Here is a 19873-nt window from a genome sequence, read left to right on the forward strand (position 1 = left end):
CCGCCCCCGGCCCCTCGACGAGCCCGTCGGCGACGCCGCCCGCCACGATGTCGACGGTGGGCGGCGCGCGGCTCGGCAAGCCCGGGACGCAGGTCGATCTCGCGGGCGGGGCACCGGTGCTGCCGAAGGACCTCTCCGCCCGCTCGTGGATCGTGGCCGACGCCGAGTCCGGTGACGTGCTCGCCGCGCACAACGCGCACTGGCGCCTGGCCCCGGCGAGCACGCTGAAGATGCTGTTCGCCGACACGCTGCTGCCGAAGTGGCCGAAGACGGCCAAGCACAAGGTCGTCCCCGCCGACCTCGCGGGCATCGGCGCGGGCTCCAGCATGGTCGGCATCAAGGAGGAGGAGACCTACACCGTCCACGACCTGTGGCTCGGTGTCTTCCTGCGCTCCGGCAACGACGCCGTGCACGTCCTGTCCGCGATGAACGGCGGTGTCGCGAACACCGTGCGGGAGATGAACGAGCACGCGGACGAACTGCGGGCCCTGGACACCGAGGTGGTCAGCCCCGACGGCTACGACGCGCCGGGTCAGGTCTCCTCCGCGTACGACCTGACGCTGATCGCCCGCTCGGGGCTGCAGAAGAAGGACTTCCGCGAGTACGCCTCGACGGTCCGCGCGAAGTTCCCGGGCGAGACGAAGAAGGACAAGAAGGGCAAGACGTCCCGCACGCCCTTCGAGATCCAGAACACCAACCGGCTGCTGACCGGCGACTCCGGCCTGGACGTCTACCCGGGCATCGCCGGCGTGAAGAACGGCAACACCACCAACGCCGGCTCCACCTTCACCGGCGTCGCCGAACGCAACGGCAAGGTGCTGCTCGTCACGGTCATGAACCCGTCGAAGGCCGAGCACAACGAGGTCTACAAGGAGACCGCCCGTCTCCTGGACTGGGGTTTCAAGGCGGTCGGCAAGACGCGTCCGGTGGGTGAGCTCGTGCCGCCGAAGGGTGCCGCCGAGGCGAGCCCGGACTCCGGCACGGGCGGCTCCGGGGAGGCCGGCGGCGCCACGGAGGGCGCGGTGGGCGCGGTGGGCGCCAAGCCGGTGGCGGGCGCCTCGGCCACGGGCGGTTCCAGTGGTGCCGGTGTCGCGGCCGGCATCACCGCCGGTCTGCTGGTGCTCCTCGCGGGCGGCGCCTTCCTGGTCAACCGGAAGTGGCCGCTGCCGGACCTGGTCCGTCGCCGGACGCGTCCGTGACGTCCTGTCCCCCGGCTTCCCGCTCCTTGCTCCCCGTCGCCGTCCAGGACGCGCAGAACAGCACCAGTTTCGAGGTGAAGTTGATCCACAGCAGCAGGGCGACGGGGACGCCGAAGGCGCCGTACATGCTCTTCGCGGCGACGCCCTGCATGTAGCCGCTCAGCAGCAGCTTCAGCAGTTCGAAGCCGACCGCGCCGGTCAACGCGGCCACCACCAGGCGGCGGCGCGCGGGCTGGACGCCGGGGAGCAGCGTCAGCACGTACAGCAGCAGCAGGAAGTCGGCGAGGACGGCGACGGCGAACGCGGCGACGTAGAGCAGGACGCCGCCGAAGCCGCCCCCGGCGATGCCCAGTTGGCGGATGATCCAGCCGACGAGCGCCGAGGCGACGGTGGAGATGCCGACGGTGACCAGCAGCGCGCCGCCGAGGCCGACGAGGACGCCCGCGTCCTTGGCCCGGTGCAGGACGGGGTTCTCCTCCTCGTCGGGCAGCTCCCACACGGCGCGCAGGCAGCCCCGGGTGGCGTCCACCCAGCCGATGCCGGTGAACAGCAGCAGGGCGCCGGCGATGAGGCCGACGGTGCCCGCGTTGTCGACCAGTCCCTGGATGTTCAGCTGGTCGGAGATGCCGGGGACCTGCTCGGTGAGCTTGTCCTGGAGCCTGTCCTGCTGCTCCTTGCTGAGCGTGGCGGCGGCGACCGCGGCGGCCAGGCTGAGCAGCGGGAAGAGCGCGACGAAGCTGGTGAAGGTCATGGCGGCGGCCAGCCGCGTCCACTTCACCCGGTCCAGCCGCTCGTACGAACGCCACGCGTGCGTGGTCATCAGCCGCGCCAGCCACGGCCCCACGCCAGGGAGCTTCTTCAGCCAGTCCATGATCCGACCCTGCCCCCGGATTCCTCGGTCCATGATCCCGGCCCGCGGCCGGTGGCTCCCCCGGTGCGGAAGACCAGTGTCCTTGTGCCCCAGAAACGCAGGACGGTGGCCAGGGCCATGCCGATGACGGCGCCGGAGACGGTGTCGGCGCGCTGCGAGGTGAGACCGAGGCCGTAGTGGCTGACGGCCAGGCACAGCAGTTGTACGGCGGCACCGGCGAGGTTCACCGCGAGGAACACGGCGTACGGGCGCAGGCCCGGCGGGCGGGTGTGCCGGTAGGTGCCGAGCGCGTTGCCCGCGTACGCCACGGAGCAGCCGGCGACGAAGGACAGCGCCTTCGCGGTGAGCGGGCCGAGTCCGGCGGGGCCGCGCAGGACGGTGAAGAGGCCGAGGTCGGCGGCGTAGGCGAGCAGGCCGACGGCGGCGAAGCCGATCAGTTCGCGGCGGGCGGGCGCGGAAGGGCCGCCTACCAATTGGCCACCGCCAGGCCGTACATCGCCACCCACACCACGCCGATCAGCGCGAGCGGCCGGTCGCGCAGCACGACGTCCTCGGGTTCGCCGGCCGTGCCGCGGTCGGCGAAGACGGCGTAGCGCAGGACGGCGAGGATGAAGGCGACCATGGACAGCTGGCGCCAGGGCAGCACGCTGGTGTGCGGGACGCCGCCCTCCTCCATGGCCCACAGGCAGTAGCCGAGGACGGCGACACCGGCCGCGAGCTGCCAGACGAAGCGGAGGTAGCCGGTGGTGTACTCGGTGAGCAACGCGCGCGTGGCGCCCTCCTTCCCGGCCATCTGCACGGCCTCGGAGTAACGCTTGGCGGAGACCATGAACAGCGCGCCGAACCCGGTCGTGATGAGGAACCAGCGGGACAGGGGGATGCCGAGCGCGAGCCCGCCGGTCATCGCCCGCATCAGGAAGCCGGTGGTGACGACGGCGAGGTCGACGACCAGGACGTGCTTGAGGCTGACGCAGTACGCCAGTTGCATCACGAGGTAGGCGGTCAGCAGGGCCGCGACGGCCGGCGGGCACAGCCAGGCGGCGACGGCGGGCGCGAGGACGCCCAGGACGCCCCCGGCGGCGTACGCGACCGCCACCGGGACCTGCCCGGCGGCGACCGGGCGGTGCCGCTTGACCGGGTGGGCGCGGTCGGCCACGGCGTCGCGGGCGTCGTTGACGAGGTAGACGGCGGCGGCGCAGGCGGTGAAGAGGACGAAGACGAGCGCGAGCCGGAGCAGGGAGTGCGGGGAGAACAACTCGCCGGCCGCGGCCGGGGCGGCGACGACCAGGACGTTCTTGACCCACTGCCGGGGGCGGGCGGTACGGAGCAGTCCGGCCAGGAGCCCCTTCGGGCGGGAGGGCGCGGGCCCCCTCTGCTGTTCGCGGGCGGGGTGGCGCAGGAGGGCCGTGTCAGTCACGGGTGCCTCCGCGCATCCAGGGGGCGCCGAGCCGGGCCGTGAGCGCCCCCAGGGCCGCGCCCGCCGCCACGTCGGAGGGGTAGTGGACGCCGACGACCAGCCGGGAGACGCACACCGCGACGGCGAGCGGCCAGGCGGCGTGGACCCCGAGCGCGCCGAAGGCGACGGCGGCCGCCGCGGCCGAGGTGGCGTGGGAGCTGGGGAAGGAGTGCCGGCCGGCGGTGCGCACCAGCGGCACGACGTGCGGGGGGCGCGGACGGCGCACGACCCGCTTCACCCCCATGCTGACCAGGTGCGCGCCCGCGGTGAGCGCGGTGCCGCGCAGCCAGGCCCCGCGCCGCGCGCCGTCCATGGCGGCTCCGGCGAGGCCCGCGGCGAGCCACAGCGCTCCGTGCTCCCCGGCCCAGGACAGGGCACGCGCGGCACCGGCCACGCGCGGGTCCGTGCCGCAGGCTCTGAGCGCCGTCACGATCCGGTGGTCCATGTCGTCGAGGTCGTCCATGTGGACTCACTGTTCACGCCCGCGGCGCGGGAAGGAGGGCATGCCCGAGCGACATACCATTAATCACCCGTTTCAGTGAGGCCTGGGATGTTTTAGAACTAATCGCCCACATAAGGGCACTACGGTCACCGGCATGTCCGCCGACACCGCTCCCGCCGCCGCTTGGGGTCCCGTCACCGGCTGGGGCCGCACCGCGCCCACCGCAGCCCGGCTGGTCCGCCCCCGGACGTACCAGGAGGCCGTCGACGCCGTGCGCGCCTGCGGGGCCCGGGGCGGCATCCCGAGAGGGCTGGGGCGGGCGTACGGGGACGCCGCGCAGAACGCGGGCGGTGCCGTGTTCGACATGACGGGCCTGGACCGCGTCCACGCCATCGACGTGGACGGCGGCACCGTGCTGTGCGACGCGGGGGTCTCCCTGCACCGGCTGATGGAGGTCCTGCTGCCGCTCGGCTGGTTCGTGCCGGTGACGCCCGGCACCCGCTACGTGACGGTCGGCGGGGCGATCGGCGCGGACATCCACGGCAAGAACCACCACGGGTCGGGGTCCTTCACCCGGCACGTGCTCTCCCTGGAGCTGCTCACCGCCGACGGCCGGGTGCGCACCGTGGCCCGGGGCACCCCCCTGTTCGACGCGACCGCCGGCGGCATGGGCCTGACCGGCGTGATCCTCACCGCGACCGTGCGGCTCCAGCCGGTCGAGACGGCGCTGATGTCGGTCGACACCGAGCGCGCCACCGACCTGGACGACCTGATGGCCCGTCTGACGGCCACCGACCACCGCTACCGCTACTCGGTCGCCTGGATCGACCTCCTCGCCCGCGGCGCGGCGACCGGCCGCGCGGTGCTCACCCGCGGCGACCACGCCCCGCTGGACGCGCTGCCCGGCGGCACGCGCGCGCGGCGGGCGCCGCTGGCCTTCCGCACCTCCCGCCTCCCGGCCGCCCCCGACCTGGTCCCCGAGGGCCTGCTCAGCCGGACGACGGTGGGCCTCTTCAACGCGCTCTGGTACCACAGGGCGCCCCGCAGGCGCACCGGCCAGCTCCAGCGGATCTCCACCTTCTTCCACCCGCTGGACGGCGTCCCGCACTGGAACCGGATCTACGGCCGCGGCGGCTTCGTGCAGTACCAGTTCGTCGTCGGCCACGGCCGGGAGGACACCCTGCGCCGGATCGTGCGGCGCATCTCCGCCCACCGCTGTCCGTCCTTCCTGGCGGTCCTCAAGCGGTTCGGGGACGCCGACCCCGGCTGGCTCTCCTTCCCCCTGCCCGGCTGGACCCTCGCCCTGGACATCCCGGCGGGGCTGCCGGGGCTCGGCGCCTTCCTCGACTCCCTCGACGAGGAGGTGGCCGCGGCCGGCGGCCGGGTCTACCTCGCCAAGGACTCCCGGCTGCGCCCCGAGCTGCTCGCCGCGATGTACCCGCGCCTGGACGACTTCCGCGCGCTGCGCGCGGAGCTGGACCCGCGCGGGGTGTTCAGGTCCGACCTGTCCCGGCGCCTCGCCCTCTAGGAACCTCAGGAGCTGTCGTGAAGGACGCCTTCGGCATCCCCCAGTCCCTTCTCGTCCTCGGCGGTACGTCCGAGATCGCGCTGGCCACCGCACGCCGTCTGGTCGCCCGCCGCACCCGCACGGTGTGGCTGGCCGGCCGCCCCTCCCCCGCCCTGGACGGGGCCGCCGAGGAGCTGCGCCGCCTCGGCGCCGAGGTGCGCACCGTCGCCTTCGACGCGCTCGACCCCGAGTCCCACGAGGCGGCGCTCGGCAAGGTCTTCGCCGAGGGGGACGTCGACCTGGTGCTGCTGGCCTTCGGCATCCTCGGCGACCAGGCGCACGACGAGCGCGAGCCGCTGAACGCCGTACGGGTCGCGCAGACCAACTACACCGGCGCGGTCTCGGCGGGCCTGGTCAGCGCCCGTGCGCTCCAGGCGCAGGGGCACGGCTCACTGGTGGTGCTCTCCTCCGTGGCCGGCGAGCGGGCCCGCCGCGCCAACTTCATCTACGGCTCCAGCAAGGCGGGGCTGGACGCCTTCGCGCAGGGCCTGGGCGACGCGCTGCACGGCACCGGGGTGCACGTCATGGTCGTGCGCCCCGGGTTCGTGCGGACGCGGATGACCGCCGGTCTGGAGGAGGCGCCGCTGGCGACGACGCCCGAGGCGGTCGCGACGGCCATCGAGCTGGGGCTGCGGCGGCGCTCGGAGACGGTGTGGGTGCCCGGGGCGCTGCGTGTGGTGATGTCGGCGCTGCGGCACCTGCCGCGGACGGTGTTCCGACGGCTGCCGGTGTAGGGCCTCGGGCCGGGCCCCGCCTAGCGGGCCGGCAGGGAGTCGTGCTCCGCCCGTCCGGCCTGCGGGGGCACCGTGGCGCCGCCGAAGGCGAACTCGCGCAGCTTGCGCCACACCCGGTCGGGGCCCTGCTCGTACAGGGCGAAGCCGGTGCAGGACCACTGGGCCTCGTAGTCGGACAGCTCCGCGTGGGCGCGGTCCATCGCCGCCTCGTCGATGCCGTGCGCCACCGTGACGTGCGGGTGGTAGGGGAACTGCAGTTCACGTGCCAGGGGGCCGGACGCGTCGCGGACCCGCTTCTGCAGCCAGGAACAGGCCGCGGCGCCCTCGACCACCTGGACGAAGACCACCGGCGACAGCGGGCGGAAGGTGCCGGTGCCGGACAGCCGCATCGGGAAGGACCGGCCGCGCGCCGCCACCTCCGCCAGGTGCGCCTCGACCGCGGCCAGCGCGGCGCCGTCGACCTCGGTCGGCGGCAGCAGGGTGACGTGCGTGGGGATGCCGTGAGCAGCGGCGTCGCCGAAGCCCGCGCGCAGCTGCTGGAGCTCGCTGCCGTGTGGCTCCGGGACCGCGATCGACACGCCGATCGTTACGGTCCCCACGTCGTCTCCTGTCGTTTCGTGTCGTTGTGCCGGATGCCGGACACCCGGATATCGACTGTACGGCCCCGACCGTGCCGGGGGCAGGCGCAACCGGAGTGATGTGCAGCGCTACGGCGGCGTGCCGGGGCGCACGGGTGGCGCCGGGTCGGCACCGGGGGCGGAGGGCCGGTCAGTGCTTGGCGGGCAGGAAGCCCACCCTGTCGTACGTCCGGGCGAGGGTCTCCGCGGCGACGGCCCGTGCCTTCTCCGCACCCTTGGCCAGGACCGAGTCGAGCGTCTCCGGGTCGTCCAGGTACTGCTGGGTGCGCTCCCGGAACGGCGTCACGAACTCGACCATGATCTCCGCGAGGTCCGTCTTCAGCGCGCCGTAGCCCTTGCCCTCGTACTGCCGCTCCAGCTCGGGAACCGTCGTGCCGGTGAGGGTCGAGTAGATGGAGAGGAGGTTGCTGACGCCCGGCTTGTTCTCCGCGTCGAAGCGGATGACGGTGTCCGTGTCGGTGACCGCGCTCCTGACCTTCTTGGCGGTGGTCTTCGGTTCGTCCAGCAGGTTGATGAGGCCCTTCGGCGTGGACGCCGACTTGCTCATCTTGACCGAGGGGTCCTGGAGGTCGTAGATCTTCGCCGTCTCCTTGAGGATGTACGCGGAGGGGACGGTGAAGGTCTCGCCGAAGCGGCCGTTGAAGCGCTCGGCGAGGTCACGGGTGAGCTCGATGTGCTGGCGCTGGTCCTCGCCGACGGGGACCTCGTCGGCCTGGTAGAGCAGGATGTCCGCGACCTGGAGGACGGGGTAGGTGAACAGGCCGACGGAGGCGCGGTCGGCGCCCTGCTTGGCGGACTTGTCCTTGAACTGGGTCATGCGGGACGCCTCGCCGAAGCCGGTGAGGCAGTTCATGACCCAGGCGAGCTGGGCGTGCTCGGGGACGTGGCTCTGGACGAAGAGCGTGCAGCGCTCCGGGTCCAGTCCGGCGGCCAGCAGCTGGGCGACGGCGAGCCGGGTGTTGGCGCGCAGCTCCTTCGGGTCCTGCGGGACCGTGATCGCGTGCAGGTCGACGACCATGTAGAACGCGTCATGGGTCTCCTGCAGGGCCACCCACTGGCGGACGGCGCCGAGGTAGTTGCCGAGGTGGAACGAGCCTGCTGTGGGCTGGATTCCGGAGAGCACGCGGGGTCGGTCATTCGCCATGCCCACCATTCTCGCAGAGCGGTGGGGTGGTCCCGGAGGGTGGCGGGACCAGGGGCGGGGGCCGGTCGTGCCCGCGCGGCGGCAGCCGCGGACCGACACGGCCCCGTGCCCCTTTTGGGGGGTGCTCAGCCGAGGTCGATCTCCGGGTAGAGCGGGAAGCCCGCCACCAGGTCCGTGGCTCGCTGGGCGATCTCCTGGGCGACCTTCTCGTCGAGGACGTGGGACGCCTTGGAGGGGGCGCCCGACTTGGTGGTGCCCGGCTCGGTCGTCGTCAGGACGCGGTCGATCAGGGCGGCGATCTCGTCCATCTCGGCGGTGCCCAGGCCACGGGTGGTCAGGGCCGGGGTGCCGATGCGGATGCCGGAGGTGTACCAGGCGCCGTTCGGGTCGGCCGGGACGGCGTTGCGGTTGGTGACGATGCCGGAGTCGAGCAGGGCCTGCTCGGCCTGGCGGCCGGTGAGGCCGTAGGAGGAGGCGACGTCGATCAGGTTGAGGTGGTTGTCGGTGCCGCCGGTCACCAGGGTGGCGCCGCGGCGCATCAGGCCCTCGGCGAGGGCGCGGGAGTTGTCGACGATGCGCTGGGCGTAGTCCTGGAAGGACGGCTGCCGGGCCTCGGCGAGGGCGACGGCCTTGGCCGCCATGACGTGCGGGAGCGGGCCGCCGAGGACCATCGGGCAGCCCCGGTCGACCTGGTCCTTGAGGGAGTCGTCGCACAGGACCATGCCGCCGCGCGGGCCGCGCAGCGACTTGTGGGTGGTCGTCGTGACGATCTGGGCGTGCGGGACCGGGTCGAAGTCGCCGGTGAGGACCTTGCCCGCGACGAGGCCGGCGAAGTGGGCCATGTCGACCATGAGGGTGGCGCCGACCTCGTCGGCGATCTCGCGCATGATCCGGAAGTTCACCAGACGGGGGTACGCGGAGTAGCCGGCGACGATGATCAGCGGCTTGAACTCGCGGGCCGAGGCGCGCAGGGCCTCGTAGTCGATGAGGCCGGTCGCCGGGTCGGTGCCGTAGGAGCGCTGGTCGAACATCTTGCCGGAGATGTTCGGGCGGAAGCCGTGGGTGAGGTGGCCACCGGCGTCGAGGGACATGCCGAGCATGCGCTGGTTGCCGAAGGCCTGGCGCAGCTCCGCCCAGTCGGCCTCGGAGAGGTCGTTGACCTGGCGGACGCCGGTCTTCTCCAGGAAGGGCACCTCGACGCGGGCGCCCAGGACGGCCCAGAAGGCGACGAGGTTGGCGTCGATGCCGGAGTGCGGCTGGACGTAGGCGTGGCGGGCGCCGAACAGCTCGCGGGCGTGCTCGGCGGCCAGGGACTCGACGGTGTCGACGTTGCGGCAGCCGGCGTAGAAGCGGCGGCCGACGGTGCCCTCGGCGTACTTGTCGCTGAACCAGTTGCCCATCGCCAGCAGCGTGGCCGGGGAGGCGTAGTTCTCGGAGGCGATCAGCTTGAGCATCTCGCGCTGGTCGGCGACCTCCTGGCCGATGGCGTCGGCGACGCGGGGCTCGACGGCGCGGATCGCTTGCAGCGCGGCTCGGTAGGCGACGGACTCGGGGGTGAGCTCTGCGGGCATGGAGGGCCTCCGGACGGTGTGGACGGCGTTCGGTTCGGCCCAGGCGCACGGCACTCTTCGCTCGGACCGCTTCCCGATGGTTCGTCCCATCCTTGCGCGCCAGTCACGGCCCAGGGTCAGCGTACCGGGTGCGTTCCGCCGGTGGCGTCGGCGTCCGCGATGCGGGAGCGCGTGCGCGGTGGTCGTCCGCCGCGGGCCGCGGGCTCGTCCCGGCCGGTCGCGCCCGCGCGACGGAGCCGCGTAGCGACACCGTCCCGCGCCTGCGAGGGGGCGCTCCCCCGGCGCCCGTCAGAGGATCACGTGGGGCAGGAAACGGGCGTACTCGTCCGTCACCAGGCCCGACGACTCCCGGATGCCGAGGCCCGCCGACTCGTTCTCCACGACCCACGCGCCGAGGACCACGCGGTTGCCGTCGAAGTCGGGCAGGGGGGCCAGTTCCTGGTAGCAGCAGACCTCGGTGCGCGGGGGCGCCTGCGTGCCGGGGCGGTGGACCGTGACGCCGGCGCCCTCGCGGCCCAGCAGGGGCTTGGCGACCCAGCCGGTGGTGCGCGCCAGCTCCCGGGGGCCGTCCAGGTAGGCCGGCAGGAGGTTGGGGTGGCCGGGGTACAGCTCCCACAGGATCGCCAGGAGGGCCTTGTTGCTGAGCAGCATCTTCCAGGCGGGTTCGATCCACAGGGTGGTGCCGGTGCCGCCGCCGTTGTCGAGGGTGTCCAGGACGTGGTCGGCGAAGCGGTCGGTGGTGAGCCATTCCCAGGGGTACAGCTTGAAGATGCTGCGGATGAAACGGAGCCCGTTGTCGACGAAGCGGCCGGACAGGCGGTCCCAGCCGATCTCCTCCATGGAGATCCAGTCGGTGGCCAGGCCGGCCTGTTCGGCGGTCTCCTTGAGGTAGGCGACCGTCATCAGGTCCTCGCCGAGTTCGTCGTCCGAGGAGTGCGCGAAGTACAGCGGGCTGCCGGGCGGGAGGAGGGCGGCCTGCTTCTTCCAGGCGTCGATCAGCCGCTCGTGCAGGCTGTTCCACTGGTCGGCGCCGGGGAAGCGCTCCTCCATCCAGAACCACTGCGGGGACGCGGCCTCGACGAGGGAGGTCGGGGTGTCCGCGTTGTACTCCAGGAGCTTGGCGGGCCCCGTGCCGTCGTAGCGCAGGTCGAAGCGGGCGTAGACGGAGGGGAGTTCGGCGCGGCGTTGCCAGGACTCGGTGACGGCGCGGACCACCCGCGGGTCGGTGATGCCGAGGTCGGCGAAGCGGTCGGCGGCGACGATGTGACCGGCCGCCGCCAGGCACATGCGGTGGAGTTCCTCGACGACCTCCTCCAGCGCCTCGACCTCCGGGAGGGAGAAGACGTAGTAGGCGCTCTCGTCCCAGTAGGGGCGCAGGGAGTTGTCGGGGTAGCGGGTCAGGGGGTAGATCAGTCCCTGTTCCTCGACGGTCCGCTGCCAGCCGGGGCGGGGGTCCGTGGTGCGGCGTTCCATGGCCGTCCTCAGCCGCCGCCGCTGCCGGATCCGGAGCAGCCGAAGCCGCCGCGGTCGACGGCCTTCTCGCGGCTGAAGGTGCCGTAGTCGGCCCAGCCGTTGCTGACGTCGGCGTCGTAGTACCAGGCGGCGCCGTCCACTCTCGTCGACGAGCCGGTCTTCTTCTTGCCGCCCTTGCCGCGCTTGCCGGACGAGCTGCCGGACGAACCGGAATTGCAGTTCTTGTCGGCGACGACCTTGTAGCCGTTGAGGTAGTCGTAGCTGTCGCGGTCCACGCAGCGGCGGTCGGGTTCCGAGCCGCACGCGCTCAGGGCCGCCGCGAGCACTCCCATGCCGCCGAGCAGCACCGTGCTCGACCGCAGCCGCCTCCGGGTCTCCGCCATGTCCGAATGTCCCCCGTTGTCCGCGTTCCCGTACGTCAGTTGGGCCGATCGAGTGTACGGCCGTCGCCGGGGGACTCTACGGCAGTGACCGGCACAGCGCGTCCAGGGCCCCCGCCCAGGCGTGGTCGGGCGGAGTGCCGTAGCCGACGACGAGGGCGTCCAGCGGGGCGACGGCCGCCTCCGGGTGCCGGAAGGTGGACAGCCCGGGGACCGCGAGTCCGTGCCAGGCGGCGGCGCGCACCACCTGCTGCTCGGTGCCCGGCGGCAGCCGGAGCACGGCGTGCAGTCCGGCGGCGATGCCGGTCACGCGTACGTCGGGTGCGCGTTCGGCGAGGGCGGCGACCAGGGCGTCCCGGCGGCGCCGGTAGCGCAGGCGAGCGGCCCGGACATGCCGGTCGTAGTCGCCGGAGCTGAGGAACTCGGCGAGGGTCAGCTGGTCGAGCACGCCCGGGGTGCGGCCCGCCATGCACGCCATGGCCTCCTCGACGAGGGCCGGCGGCAGCACCAGCCAGCCCAGGCGCAGCCCGGGGGCGAGGGACTTGCTGGCGGTGCCCAGGTAGACGACGCGGTCGGGGTCCAGGCCCTGGAGGGCGCCGACGGGCTGGCGGTCGTAGCGGAGCTCGCCGTCGTAGTCGTCCTCCAGGATCAGCCCTCCGGTGCGGCGGGCCCAGTCGATCAGTGCCGTCCGGCGTTCGGGGAGCAGCGACAGGCCCATCGGGAACTGGTGGGAGGGGGCCAGCAGGACGGCCCGCGCGGCGGCCGGGCCGTCGAGGGGGAGGGTGCCGCGGTCGTCGAAGGGCAGCGGGGGTGTGGCGCAGCCCGTGCGCCGGATCAGCTGGCGGTGGTGGGGCAGGCCGTAGGACTCGACCGCCACCGAGCACTCCCCCCTGCGGCGCAGCAGCTCCGCGAGCATGCCGAGTCCGCCCAGGAAACCGGCGCAGACGACGATCCGGTCGGGGTGGGCGTGCACGCCCCGGGCGCGCGAGAGGTAGCCGGCGAGCGCGGTGCGCAGTTCGACGCGGCCGCGGGGGTCGCCGTAGCCGAGGGCCAGGTCGGGGGCGGCGGTCAGGGCACGGCGGGCCGCCCTCAGCCACCGGGCGCGGGGGAAGGACGCGAGTTCCGGCGTGCCGGGGACGAGGTCGTAGGCGGGCCGGCCCGGTTCCCGCAGGTGCGGTGCCGGACGGTGGTCGGGGGTGGCGGGCGTCCGGTCGGCGACGCGGGTGCCGGATCCCTGGCGGGCGGCGAGCCAGCCCTCGGCGACCAGGTCGGCGTAGACCTCGGCCACCGTGTTGCGTGCCACGCCCAGGTCGGCGGCGAGCGCGCGCGAGGAGGGCAGCCGGGTCCCGGGGGCCAGCCGGCCACTGCGGACGGCCTCGCGCAGGGCGTCGCCGAGGCCGCGGCGCAGCCCCGGACCGCGCCGGTCCAGATGCAGGTCGATGCCGAAAGTGGCCCACGATTTCCCCATGGAAATGGACCATACCCGTGGGCTGCCTTGCTCCTAGTCTCAAAGGCATGACGACGAACACGACGCACACGACGAACACGACGGACACAGCCACCACCGCCCCCGACGCCTTCGCCCCCGAGCAGGCCCCCCGGCTGGAGTGGGCCAAGCACGCCCCCGAGGTCTACAAGGCGATGCTGCGGCTGGAGAAGGCCGCCAACCAGGGGCTGGACCCGAAGCTCAAGGAGCTGGTGAAGATCCGCGCCTCCCAGCTCAACCACTGCGCCTTCTGCCTGGACATGCACACCAAGGACGCGCTCGCCGCCGGTGAGAGCGTGGAGCGGATCGTGCAGCTCGGCGCCTGGGAGGAGTCGCGGCACTTCTACACGGAGAAGGAGCTCGCGGCGATCGAGCTGACCGAGGCGGTCACCGTGCTGACCGACGGTTTCGTGCCGGACGAGGTGTACGAGAAGGCCGCCCGGTTCTTCGACGAGGCCGAGCTGGCGCAGCTGATCGCCGCGATCGCGGTGATCAACGCCTGGAACCGGTTCGGCGTGACGTGCCGGCTGACGCCGGGCCACTACACGCCGGGCCAGTACGCGTGACGGCACGTACCAGGCTCCTGCCGGACGGCGTCCGGGCCGCGCTGCGGGCCCTGGGCGCCGCCGCCAGGCAGGGCCTCGGCGACCCGGGCCTCGCGGAGCTGGTGCAGATCCGCGCCTCGCAGCTCAACCACTGCGCCTTCTGCCTGGACATGCATCTCGGCATCGCGCGCGAGCAGGGAGTGAGTGAGCGCCGGCTCGGCCTGCTGGACGCCTGGGAGGAGGCCGGGGAGGTCTTCGACGGGCGGGAGCGGGCCGCACTGGCGCTCACCGAGGCGGTCACCGCGCTGACGGACGGTTTCGTGCCGGACGAGGTGTACGAGGAGGCCGCCCGGCACTTCGACGCCGACGCGCTGGCCCACCTGCTCGCGCTGATCACCACCGTCAACAGCTGGAACCGGCTGATGGTCGCCCGGCGGATCCCCCCGGGGAGCACCGAGTGGTGACCGGGGCCGAGCGGTTCCGCGCCCTGCACCACGACCGTGCTCCGGGCGACCCCCTCGTGCTGCCGGGACCGTGGGACGCGGCGAGCGCCCGGGTGTTCGCGGCGGCCGGCTTCCCGGCGCTCGCGACGCCCAGCGCGGGAGTGGCGGCCTCGCTGGGGTACGAGGACGGGGCCACCCCGGCCGACGAGATGTTCGCGGCGGTCGCGCGGATCGTCCGGGCCGTGGACGTACCGGTGTCCGCGGACGTCGAGGACGGCTACGGGCTCCCGCCCGAGGAGCTGGTGGGGCGGCTGCTGGAGACGGGCGTCGTGGGCTGCAACCTGGAGGACTCCACCGACGGGGTGCTCAGGGACCGGAAGGAGCACGCCGAGTGGCTGTCCGAGGTGCGGGCGGCGGCCGGTGACCGGCTCTTCGTCAACGCCCGGGTCGACACGTTCCTCAGGGGCGTCGACGACCCGGAGGCGGCCGTCGAGCGGGCCGTGGCATACGTCGCCGCGGGCGCCGACTGCGTGTATCCCATCGGCGCCCCGGTCGGCGTACTGCCGCTGCTGCGGGCCGGGATCCCGGGGCCGGTCAACGTGCACGCGCTGCCCGGCGAGGGCCCCTCGCCCGCCGAACTCGGCGGACTCGGGGCCACGCGGGTCACCTTCGGGCAGGGTCTCCAGCAGCGCGCGGAGCGGGCGGTGCGGGAGATCGCGCGAGGGCTGGCGGAGTGAGGGTCAGGGCAGCCACGCCTTCCACACGGACTCGTGGCTGTCCACCCACTTCTTCGCCGCCTCCTCCGGGCGCATCCTCTGCTCGGCGATCATCAGGGAGACCTGGTTCTGGTCCTCGGTCGTCCACCTGAAGTTCTTCAGGAACCCGGCCGCCTCGCCGCCGTCCTCCGCGAATCCGGCGTTGAGGTACTTCTGCAGCGGGGTGACCGGGTAGGCGCAGTCGACCCCCGCCGGGTCGGCGTCACAGCCCTCCTCGTACGGCGGCAGCTTCACCTCCGTCATCGGGACCTTCTCGAACAGCCACTGGGGCGTGTACCAGTAGGTCAGGAAGGGCTTCTCCTCCTTGGCGAACTGCTTGATCTGGGTGATCTGGGCGGCCTCGGAACCGGCGAAGACGACCTGGTAGTCCAGGTCCAGGTTCTCCACCAGCGCCTTGTCGTTGGTGACGTAGGACGGGGAGCCGTCCAGCAGCTGGCCCTTTCCGCCGCTCTCCGCGGTGCGCAGCAGGCCGGCGTACTTGTCGAGGTTCTTCCAGTCGGTCACGTCCGGGTGCTTCTTCGCGAAGTACGCCGGGACGAACCAGCCGATGTGTCCGGTGACGCCGAGGTCGCCGCCGGGGGCGATGGTCTTCTTGTCCTGGACGTAGCGCCGCTCCTGTTCGGGGTGGCCCCAGTCCTCCAGGATGGCGTCGACCCGGCCCTGGCTGAGCGCGTCCCAGGCGGGGACCTCGTCGACCTGGACGGTGTCGACGCGGTAGCCGAGCTCGTGCTCCAGCAGGTACCGGGCGACGGCCACGTTGGCCTGGGCACGTCGCCGGGGACCGTGAGCCCCTGCCCCACGGCCCCGCAGGCATGCCGAATCGGCGGTCGAACGTGCGGCGCATCACTGAGAAAAGGGAGGAAAGGGGGGCGAAGTGTCCGCTGATCGGGTGGTGGAGGGCGCGGGGGACGCAGGCACGGTCCGGGGCAGGCGGAGCCTGAGGCAACGCTGAAGGATGCCGGGCGGAACGAGCGCGGGCCCCGTCCCGGTCGGAACCGGAACAGGGCCCGTACGAGGCCGTTGGCGGACGGCCCCGAAAAGGGGGTGGGCTCAGATGAGGCCGAGACCGCGGACCGCCTCGCGCTCCTCCGACAGCTCCTTGACGGAGGCGTCGATGCGGGCGCGGGAGAACTCGTTGACGTCCAGGCCCTGGACGATCTCGTACGCGCCGTCCTTGCAGGTGACCGGGAAGGAGGAGATCAGGCCCTCCGGGACGCCGTAGGAGCCGTCGGACGGGATGCCCATGGAGGTCCAGTCGCCCTCGGCGGTGCCGTTGACCCAGGTGTGGACGTGGTCGATGGCGGCGTTGGCGGCGGAGGCGGCCGACGAGGCACCGCGGGCCTCGATGATGGCGGCACCGCGCTTGGCGACGGTCGGGATGAAGTCGTCGGCCAGCCACTTCTCGTCGCCCACGACCTCGGCGGCGTTCTTGCCCGCGACCGTGGCGTGGAAGATGTCCGGGTACTGGGTGGCGGAGTGGTTGCCCCAGATGGTCAGGCGCTTGATGTCGGCGACCGACGCGCCCGTCTTCTTCGCGAGCTGGGTCAGCGCGCGGTTGTGGTCCAGGCGGGTCATCGCCGTGAAGCGCTCCGCGGGCACGTCCGGGGCGGCGGCCTGGGCGATCAGGGCGTTGGTGTTGGCCGGGTTGCCGACGACGAGGACCTTGATGTCGTCCGCGGCGTGGTCGTTGATGGCCTTGCCCTGCGGCTTGAAGATGCCGCCGTTGGCCTCGAGGAGGTCACCGCGCTCCATGCCCTTGGTGCGGGGGCGGGCGCCCACGAGGAGGGCGACGTTGGCACCGTCGAAGGCCACGTTCGGGTCGTCCGTGATCTCGATGCCCTGCAGGAGCGGGAACGCGCAGTCGTCCAGCTCCATCGCGGTGCCCTCGGCGGCCTTGAGCGCCGGGGTGATCTCCAGGAGGCGCAGCTTGACCGGCACGTCCGCGCCGAGCAGCTGGCCGGAGGCGATGCGGAAGAGCAGGGCGTAACCGATCTGGCCGGCCGCGCCGGTGACGGTGACGTTCACGGGAGTGCGAGTCATGGCGTTCTCCGTATGACAGCTGGCGGTGGGGCGTCCCTGCCCCGGGCGTTTGATCGATCTCTTGGCGTCAAGAGATCGATCCAGCGGTCAGGCTATCGCGCCCTCGGTGTCCGGGACGTCCGGGTCGGTGTGGCCCGGCCCACAGGGCCACCGCCGGGGTCACCCGAGCGAGCGAACGGGGCATGCGGCGACGAGGACGTGAGGAGCACGAAGAGGCGGCCGCCAGTCCGGGAGAGGGGGGGACGAAGCGGCCGCCGGTCGGGGGACACCATTGCCGGTCACCCGTGGGGGGATACCTCACGCGTGCCCGTCACGCGGCGAGCCATTCCTGTCCCGGACGACTTTTCTCCCGGAGCGGTGGCGCTCACCCCGTCCGGTGCGGCCCGGCACAGTGCGGCTCCGCGGGGCCCGGCGGAGCCCGGCGGAGCCCGGCGGAGCCCGGCGGAGCCCGGCGGGGCCCGCGGAGCCCGGCGGGGCCCGCGGAGCCCGGTGGCCCGGTGCGGCTCCGCGCGGCCCGGCGGGGCCCGGCGGCCCGGTGCGGCTCCGCGCGGCCGGGTGGAGCCCGGCGGCCCGGTGCGGCTCCGCGCGGCCCGGTGCGGCGCTCGCCGGGCACCGCGGTTACTCGGTGCAGCCCTTCTGGCCCGACGCCAGCGTCACGCACGCCTTGGCCTCGGCCCCGGTCTTCACCGCGACCATCGGGGTGTACGCGACGGTGTCGCCGGCCCCGGTGACCGCGCCCGTCTGCGCGTTCCTGCCGCCCGCGCTCACCTGGACCTCGTCGCCCTGAGCGGCCTGCGTGACACGGGCCCACGCGGCGCCGCAGGTCTTGCTGTAGCGGACCTCGACGGCGGCCGTGCCGACGGTGGCGGTCGCGGCGGTGGTCACCAGGTCGCCGCCACAGCCCATGGCCTCCGGGTCCTTGCCGGTGCAAAGGTCGCCGCTGCACTTCACTCCGGGCGGCAGCTGGGGGTTGCTGCTCGCGGTGGGCGAGGGGGACGGCTTGGCGCCCTCGTTCTTCTTGTCACCGCCGTCGTTCAGGAGGAAGAAGGCGCCCGCGATCACCACGAGCACCCCGACGACCCCCGCGACGAACGTCATCGTCCGCTTGCTGCCGCCGCCGGAGGAACGGCCCCACTCGGAGGAGCCCCCACGCGGGGGTTCACCGTACGTGTCCGAGGGCTCGGGGTGGCCCGGGACGACGGCCGGCATCGGCGCCGTTCCCGCGGCGACCCCGGGGCCGGTCCCGGGCCGTGCGGCGCTTCCACCGGTCGGGGCGGGCCCCCGGTACCCGGCGAGGCCCCAGGAGTTGCCGTCGGTCGGCCCGCCGGATGACGTGCCGTACGGGGCGCCGGTGGATGTGGCGGGAGGGACGACGGAGGACGCGGCGGAAGGGGCGCCGGATGACGTGCCGGAAGGTGCGACGCCGGTCGCACCGCCGCCCCGTACGGCCCCCACGGCGGAGTCGGGGCTGTCGGCGGCGGTCGGCTGTGCGGGGACCGTCGGCGGCGGCAGCGTGGGTGCCACGCCGGCCGGCCCGGCGATCCCGGGTGTCGCCGTCGCGGCGCCGCCGTGACGGCCCATCCTGCCGCCCCGGCTGCTCTTGCCGCCGGTGCCGGACTGGGCCGGGGGCGTGCCCAGCTCGCCGAGCGCGGCGCGGGCCTGGGAGATCCGAATGGCCTCCATGGTCATGTCATGGCGCATCTCCGAACGGCTCCAGGCGCGCTCGGCCAGCTCCCACATGGTCGTCAGGTGGACGGGGTTGGTCCCCGTCACCTCGGCCAGGGCCACGACGGCGCCCTTGGGCGCCAGCAGCCTGCCGCTCAGATAGCGCTCCCAGGACGTCTTGCTGTAGCCCGTGGCGTCGGCCACCGACGCGACGCTGAGCTCGCTGCGGTCCACAAGTCGGCGCAACTGGCTGGTGAACTCTCTGATCTGCGGATCGAGTTCATCCGGCAAGGCCTTCCAACGAGGCATTGCTACCCCCCTCTTCCCCCCGGTGACGTGCTGTTCGTTCCCCCGCTCGGTCCTCGCGCGCGGCGTCCCACGCGGAGTCCCCGTTCTGGCTACCCACAGGGATGCGCCCGGTCAGGATCTCAGCTCCCGGGGTGGGGGCGCACAGGAGCACAGAGGTCGCGAAGGTGCACCGTCGCACGCCCATCGACCCGTGGTCCAGTGTCCCATCGGCCCTCCCGTGCACCGAAGGGAGCCCCTGCCCGTCCCACGGAGCCCCCCGGCCGTTCTTCAGACCACCCCCCGGCCGTCCCGGTCGACCACGCTAGCCCTGTTGTCGAACGACTTGGCGGTAAATCCGCGAACTTGTCGACACTTCGACACACGGAACGCACATACGCCCTCACACAGAGCACACGGGCCCCGCCCTTCCCGGAACGACGTCTGCGCGGGTCGCGTGACGGAGTAGCGGAACGGTCACTTCCGTGCCACAGCGCCCCGACAGGCGTTGAACAGGGCGTTCGGTGTGCAGGAGTGTGGAGCCCGGCGGCGGCCCGTCCTTCCACGGGGGTGAGGACGGGCCGCCGCACGCGGGCCGGTGCCGGTCGCCCTACTCGACCGTGAAGTGCAGGACGTCCTTCAGGAACGGGATCTTCAGCACCGGATCCGGCTGGGTCATCAACGCCAGCAGGACGATGGCGAGGCCCAGGATGCCGTAGGTGGTGATGTCCGTGAAGCGCGACCGCACGGCGAGCATCCCGACGTCGGGCAGCACCCAGCGCAGCGCGGCACCGACCAGCAGGGCGGCCCCGACCAGCAGCGTCCCCCAGCGGAACACGTCCAGCGCGGTCAGCAGCAGGCCGAGCCCGACCAGGAGCACCACGGTGAGGATCGGCCACTGCCGGGCGGGCGCCGGGGCGTCGCGGGGCGCGGCCCGGCCACCGCCCTCGGGACGCGCGGTGTCGCGGGTGAAGAGCGGGAACCGGCGGGTGACGCGCCGCGGCCTGCCCTCGGCGTCCGGAGCGCTGACGGGGTCCCGGACGGTGATGTCCCCGGGGCGCCCGGTGTTCTCCTCGGCGGCCTTGGCGTCCATGGCGTCCTTGGCGTCCATGGCGTCCTCGGCCTCGTGCGTCGCCTGGGCCCCCGTGGGCCCCTCAG

19 protein-coding genes, 1 pseudogene and 1 riboswitch are annotated in these 19873 nt (G+C 73.2%); of the genes and pseudogenes, 6 read left to right on the forward strand and 14 right to left on the reverse strand.

What is annotated here, in order from left to right; translation table 11 throughout:
* Positions 1 to 1199, forward strand: a 1199-nt coding sequence (locus KUM32_RS27400; protein WP_254406207.1) for a D-alanyl-D-alanine carboxypeptidase family protein, incomplete at its 5' end; no start/stop codon positions are given.
* On the opposite strand, the gene KUM32_RS27405 is transcribed toward KUM32_RS27400, so the two are convergent.
* The 4 genes from KUM32_RS27405 to KUM32_RS27420 are packed head-to-tail and all read right to left on the reverse strand — an operon-like array spanning position 1147 to position 3989.
* Positions 1147 to 2070: a YihY/virulence factor BrkB family protein gene (locus tag KUM32_RS27405; protein WP_254406208.1), complete on the reverse strand. Its 924-nt coding sequence runs from the start codon at positions 2068 to 2070 to the stop codon at positions 1147 to 1149. The two genes, KUM32_RS27400 and KUM32_RS27405, sit on opposite strands and share 53 nt — an antisense overlap.
* A complete protein-coding gene (locus tag KUM32_RS27410; protein WP_217144647.1) occupies positions 2058 to 2543 on the reverse strand; it encodes a GtrA family protein in 486 nt (161 codons plus the stop codon). The genes KUM32_RS27405 and KUM32_RS27410 overlap by 13 nt, the downstream gene beginning before the upstream one ends.
* Positions 2537 to 3487, reverse strand: a complete 951-nt coding sequence (locus tag KUM32_RS27415) for a decaprenyl-phosphate phosphoribosyltransferase (protein ID WP_217144648.1) — start codon at positions 3485 to 3487, stop codon at positions 2537 to 2539. Before KUM32_RS27415 ends, KUM32_RS27410 begins: the two co-directional genes overlap by 7 nt.
* On the reverse strand, positions 3480 to 3989 hold the full coding sequence (locus tag KUM32_RS27420) for a phosphatase PAP2 family protein (RefSeq protein WP_217144649.1): 510 nt from the start codon (positions 3987 to 3989) through the stop codon (positions 3480 to 3482). The genes KUM32_RS27415 and KUM32_RS27420 overlap by 8 nt, the downstream gene beginning before the upstream one ends.
* Positions 3990 to 4122: 133 nt before the next feature.
* Here KUM32_RS27420 and KUM32_RS27425 point away from each other — a divergent pair, with 133 nt between their 5' ends.
* Positions 4123 to 5496 (forward strand): FAD-binding protein, encoded by a 1374-nt coding sequence (locus KUM32_RS27425; protein ID WP_217144650.1) that lies wholly within the window; start codon positions 4123 to 4125, stop codon positions 5494 to 5496.
* Between the two features lie 17 nt (positions 5497 to 5513).
* Positions 5514 to 6269 (forward strand): decaprenylphospho-beta-D-erythro-pentofuranosid-2-ulose 2-reductase, encoded by a 756-nt coding sequence (locus KUM32_RS27430; protein WP_217144651.1) that lies wholly within the window; start codon positions 5514 to 5516, stop codon positions 6267 to 6269.
* Between the two features lie 20 nt (positions 6270 to 6289).
* Here KUM32_RS27430 and KUM32_RS27435 read toward each other — a convergent pair whose 3' ends face one another.
* The 6 genes from KUM32_RS27435 to KUM32_RS27460 all read right to left on the reverse strand — a co-directional run bounded on the left by KUM32_RS27435 (position 6290) and on the right by KUM32_RS27460 (position 12943).
* Complete coding sequence (locus KUM32_RS27435; protein ID WP_217144652.1) at positions 6290 to 6868, reverse strand: 2'-5' RNA ligase family protein; 579 nt, start codon at positions 6866 to 6868, stop codon at positions 6290 to 6292.
* Positions 6869 to 7037: 169 nt separating this feature from the next.
* On the reverse strand, positions 7038 to 8051 hold the full coding sequence (gene trpS / locus KUM32_RS27440) for a tryptophan--tRNA ligase (RefSeq protein ID WP_217144653.1): 1014 nt from the start codon (positions 8049 to 8051) through the stop codon (positions 7038 to 7040).
* A gap of 125 nt (positions 8052 to 8176) precedes the next feature.
* A complete protein-coding gene (locus KUM32_RS27445) occupies positions 8177 to 9622 on the reverse strand; it encodes a glycine hydroxymethyltransferase (RefSeq protein ID WP_217144654.1) in 1446 nt (481 codons plus the stop codon).
* Between the two features lie 30 nt (positions 9623 to 9652).
* Positions 9653 to 9739, reverse strand: a riboswitch (ZMP/ZTP riboswitch).
* 171 nt (positions 9740 to 9910) lie between these two features.
* On the reverse strand, positions 9911 to 11095 hold the full coding sequence (locus tag KUM32_RS27450) for a glutathionylspermidine synthase family protein (RefSeq protein WP_217144655.1): 1185 nt from the start codon (positions 11093 to 11095) through the stop codon (positions 9911 to 9913).
* Between the two features lie 8 nt (positions 11096 to 11103).
* Positions 11104 to 11478 carry a hypothetical protein gene (locus tag KUM32_RS27455; protein WP_217144656.1) on the reverse strand — a complete coding sequence of 125 codons (375 nt, stop codon included), beginning with the start codon at positions 11476 to 11478 and terminating at the stop codon, positions 11104 to 11106.
* A 76-nt stretch (positions 11479 to 11554) separates the two neighbouring features.
* Positions 11555 to 12943, reverse strand: a complete 1389-nt coding sequence (locus tag KUM32_RS27460; RefSeq protein WP_217144657.1) for a PLP-dependent aminotransferase family protein — start codon at positions 12941 to 12943, stop codon at positions 11555 to 11557.
* Positions 12944 to 12990: 47 nt separating this feature from the next.
* Here KUM32_RS27460 and KUM32_RS27465 point away from each other — a divergent pair, with 47 nt between their 5' ends.
* Genes KUM32_RS27465 through KUM32_RS27475 form a run of 3 tightly spaced genes read left to right on the forward strand, consistent with a single transcriptional unit; the run spans position 12991 to position 14686 of the window.
* Positions 12991 to 13527 carry a carboxymuconolactone decarboxylase family protein gene (locus KUM32_RS27465; RefSeq protein ID WP_217144658.1) on the forward strand — a complete coding sequence of 179 codons (537 nt, stop codon included), beginning with the start codon at positions 12991 to 12993 and terminating at the stop codon, positions 13525 to 13527.
* A complete protein-coding gene (locus tag KUM32_RS27470; RefSeq protein WP_217144659.1) occupies positions 13524 to 13970 on the forward strand; it encodes a carboxymuconolactone decarboxylase family protein in 447 nt (148 codons plus the stop codon). Before KUM32_RS27465 ends, KUM32_RS27470 begins: the two co-directional genes overlap by 4 nt.
* Positions 13967 to 14686: an isocitrate lyase/phosphoenolpyruvate mutase family protein gene (locus KUM32_RS27475; protein ID WP_217144673.1), complete on the forward strand. Its 720-nt coding sequence runs from the start codon at positions 13967 to 13969 to the stop codon at positions 14684 to 14686. Before KUM32_RS27470 ends, KUM32_RS27475 begins: the two co-directional genes overlap by 4 nt.
* Positions 14687 to 14689: 3 nt before the next feature.
* Here the strand turns inward: KUM32_RS27475 and KUM32_RS27480 are convergent.
* The 4 genes and pseudogenes from KUM32_RS27480 to KUM32_RS27495 all read right to left on the reverse strand — a co-directional run.
* Positions 14690 to 15493: pseudogene (locus tag KUM32_RS27480) on the reverse strand (ABC transporter substrate-binding protein); the annotation flags it as partial.
* Between the two features lie 282 nt (positions 15494 to 15775).
* Positions 15776 to 16765 (reverse strand): malate dehydrogenase, encoded by a 990-nt coding sequence (locus KUM32_RS27485; protein ID WP_217144660.1) that lies wholly within the window; start codon positions 16763 to 16765, stop codon positions 15776 to 15778.
* Positions 16766 to 17383: 618 nt separating this feature from the next.
* The gene (locus KUM32_RS27490) at positions 17384 to 18739 is read right to left on the reverse strand and encodes an XRE family transcriptional regulator (protein WP_217144661.1); all 1356 of its coding nucleotides are present in this window, start codon (positions 18737 to 18739) and stop codon (positions 17384 to 17386) included.
* Between the two features lie 586 nt (positions 18740 to 19325).
* Positions 19326 to 19808 (reverse strand): DUF3017 domain-containing protein, encoded by a 483-nt coding sequence (locus tag KUM32_RS27495; RefSeq protein ID WP_254406224.1) that lies wholly within the window; start codon positions 19806 to 19808, stop codon positions 19326 to 19328.
* Between the last annotated feature and the right edge of the window lie 65 nt (positions 19809 to 19873).

It is taken from the genome of Streptomyces sp. AC627_RSS907, assembly GCF_019049165.1.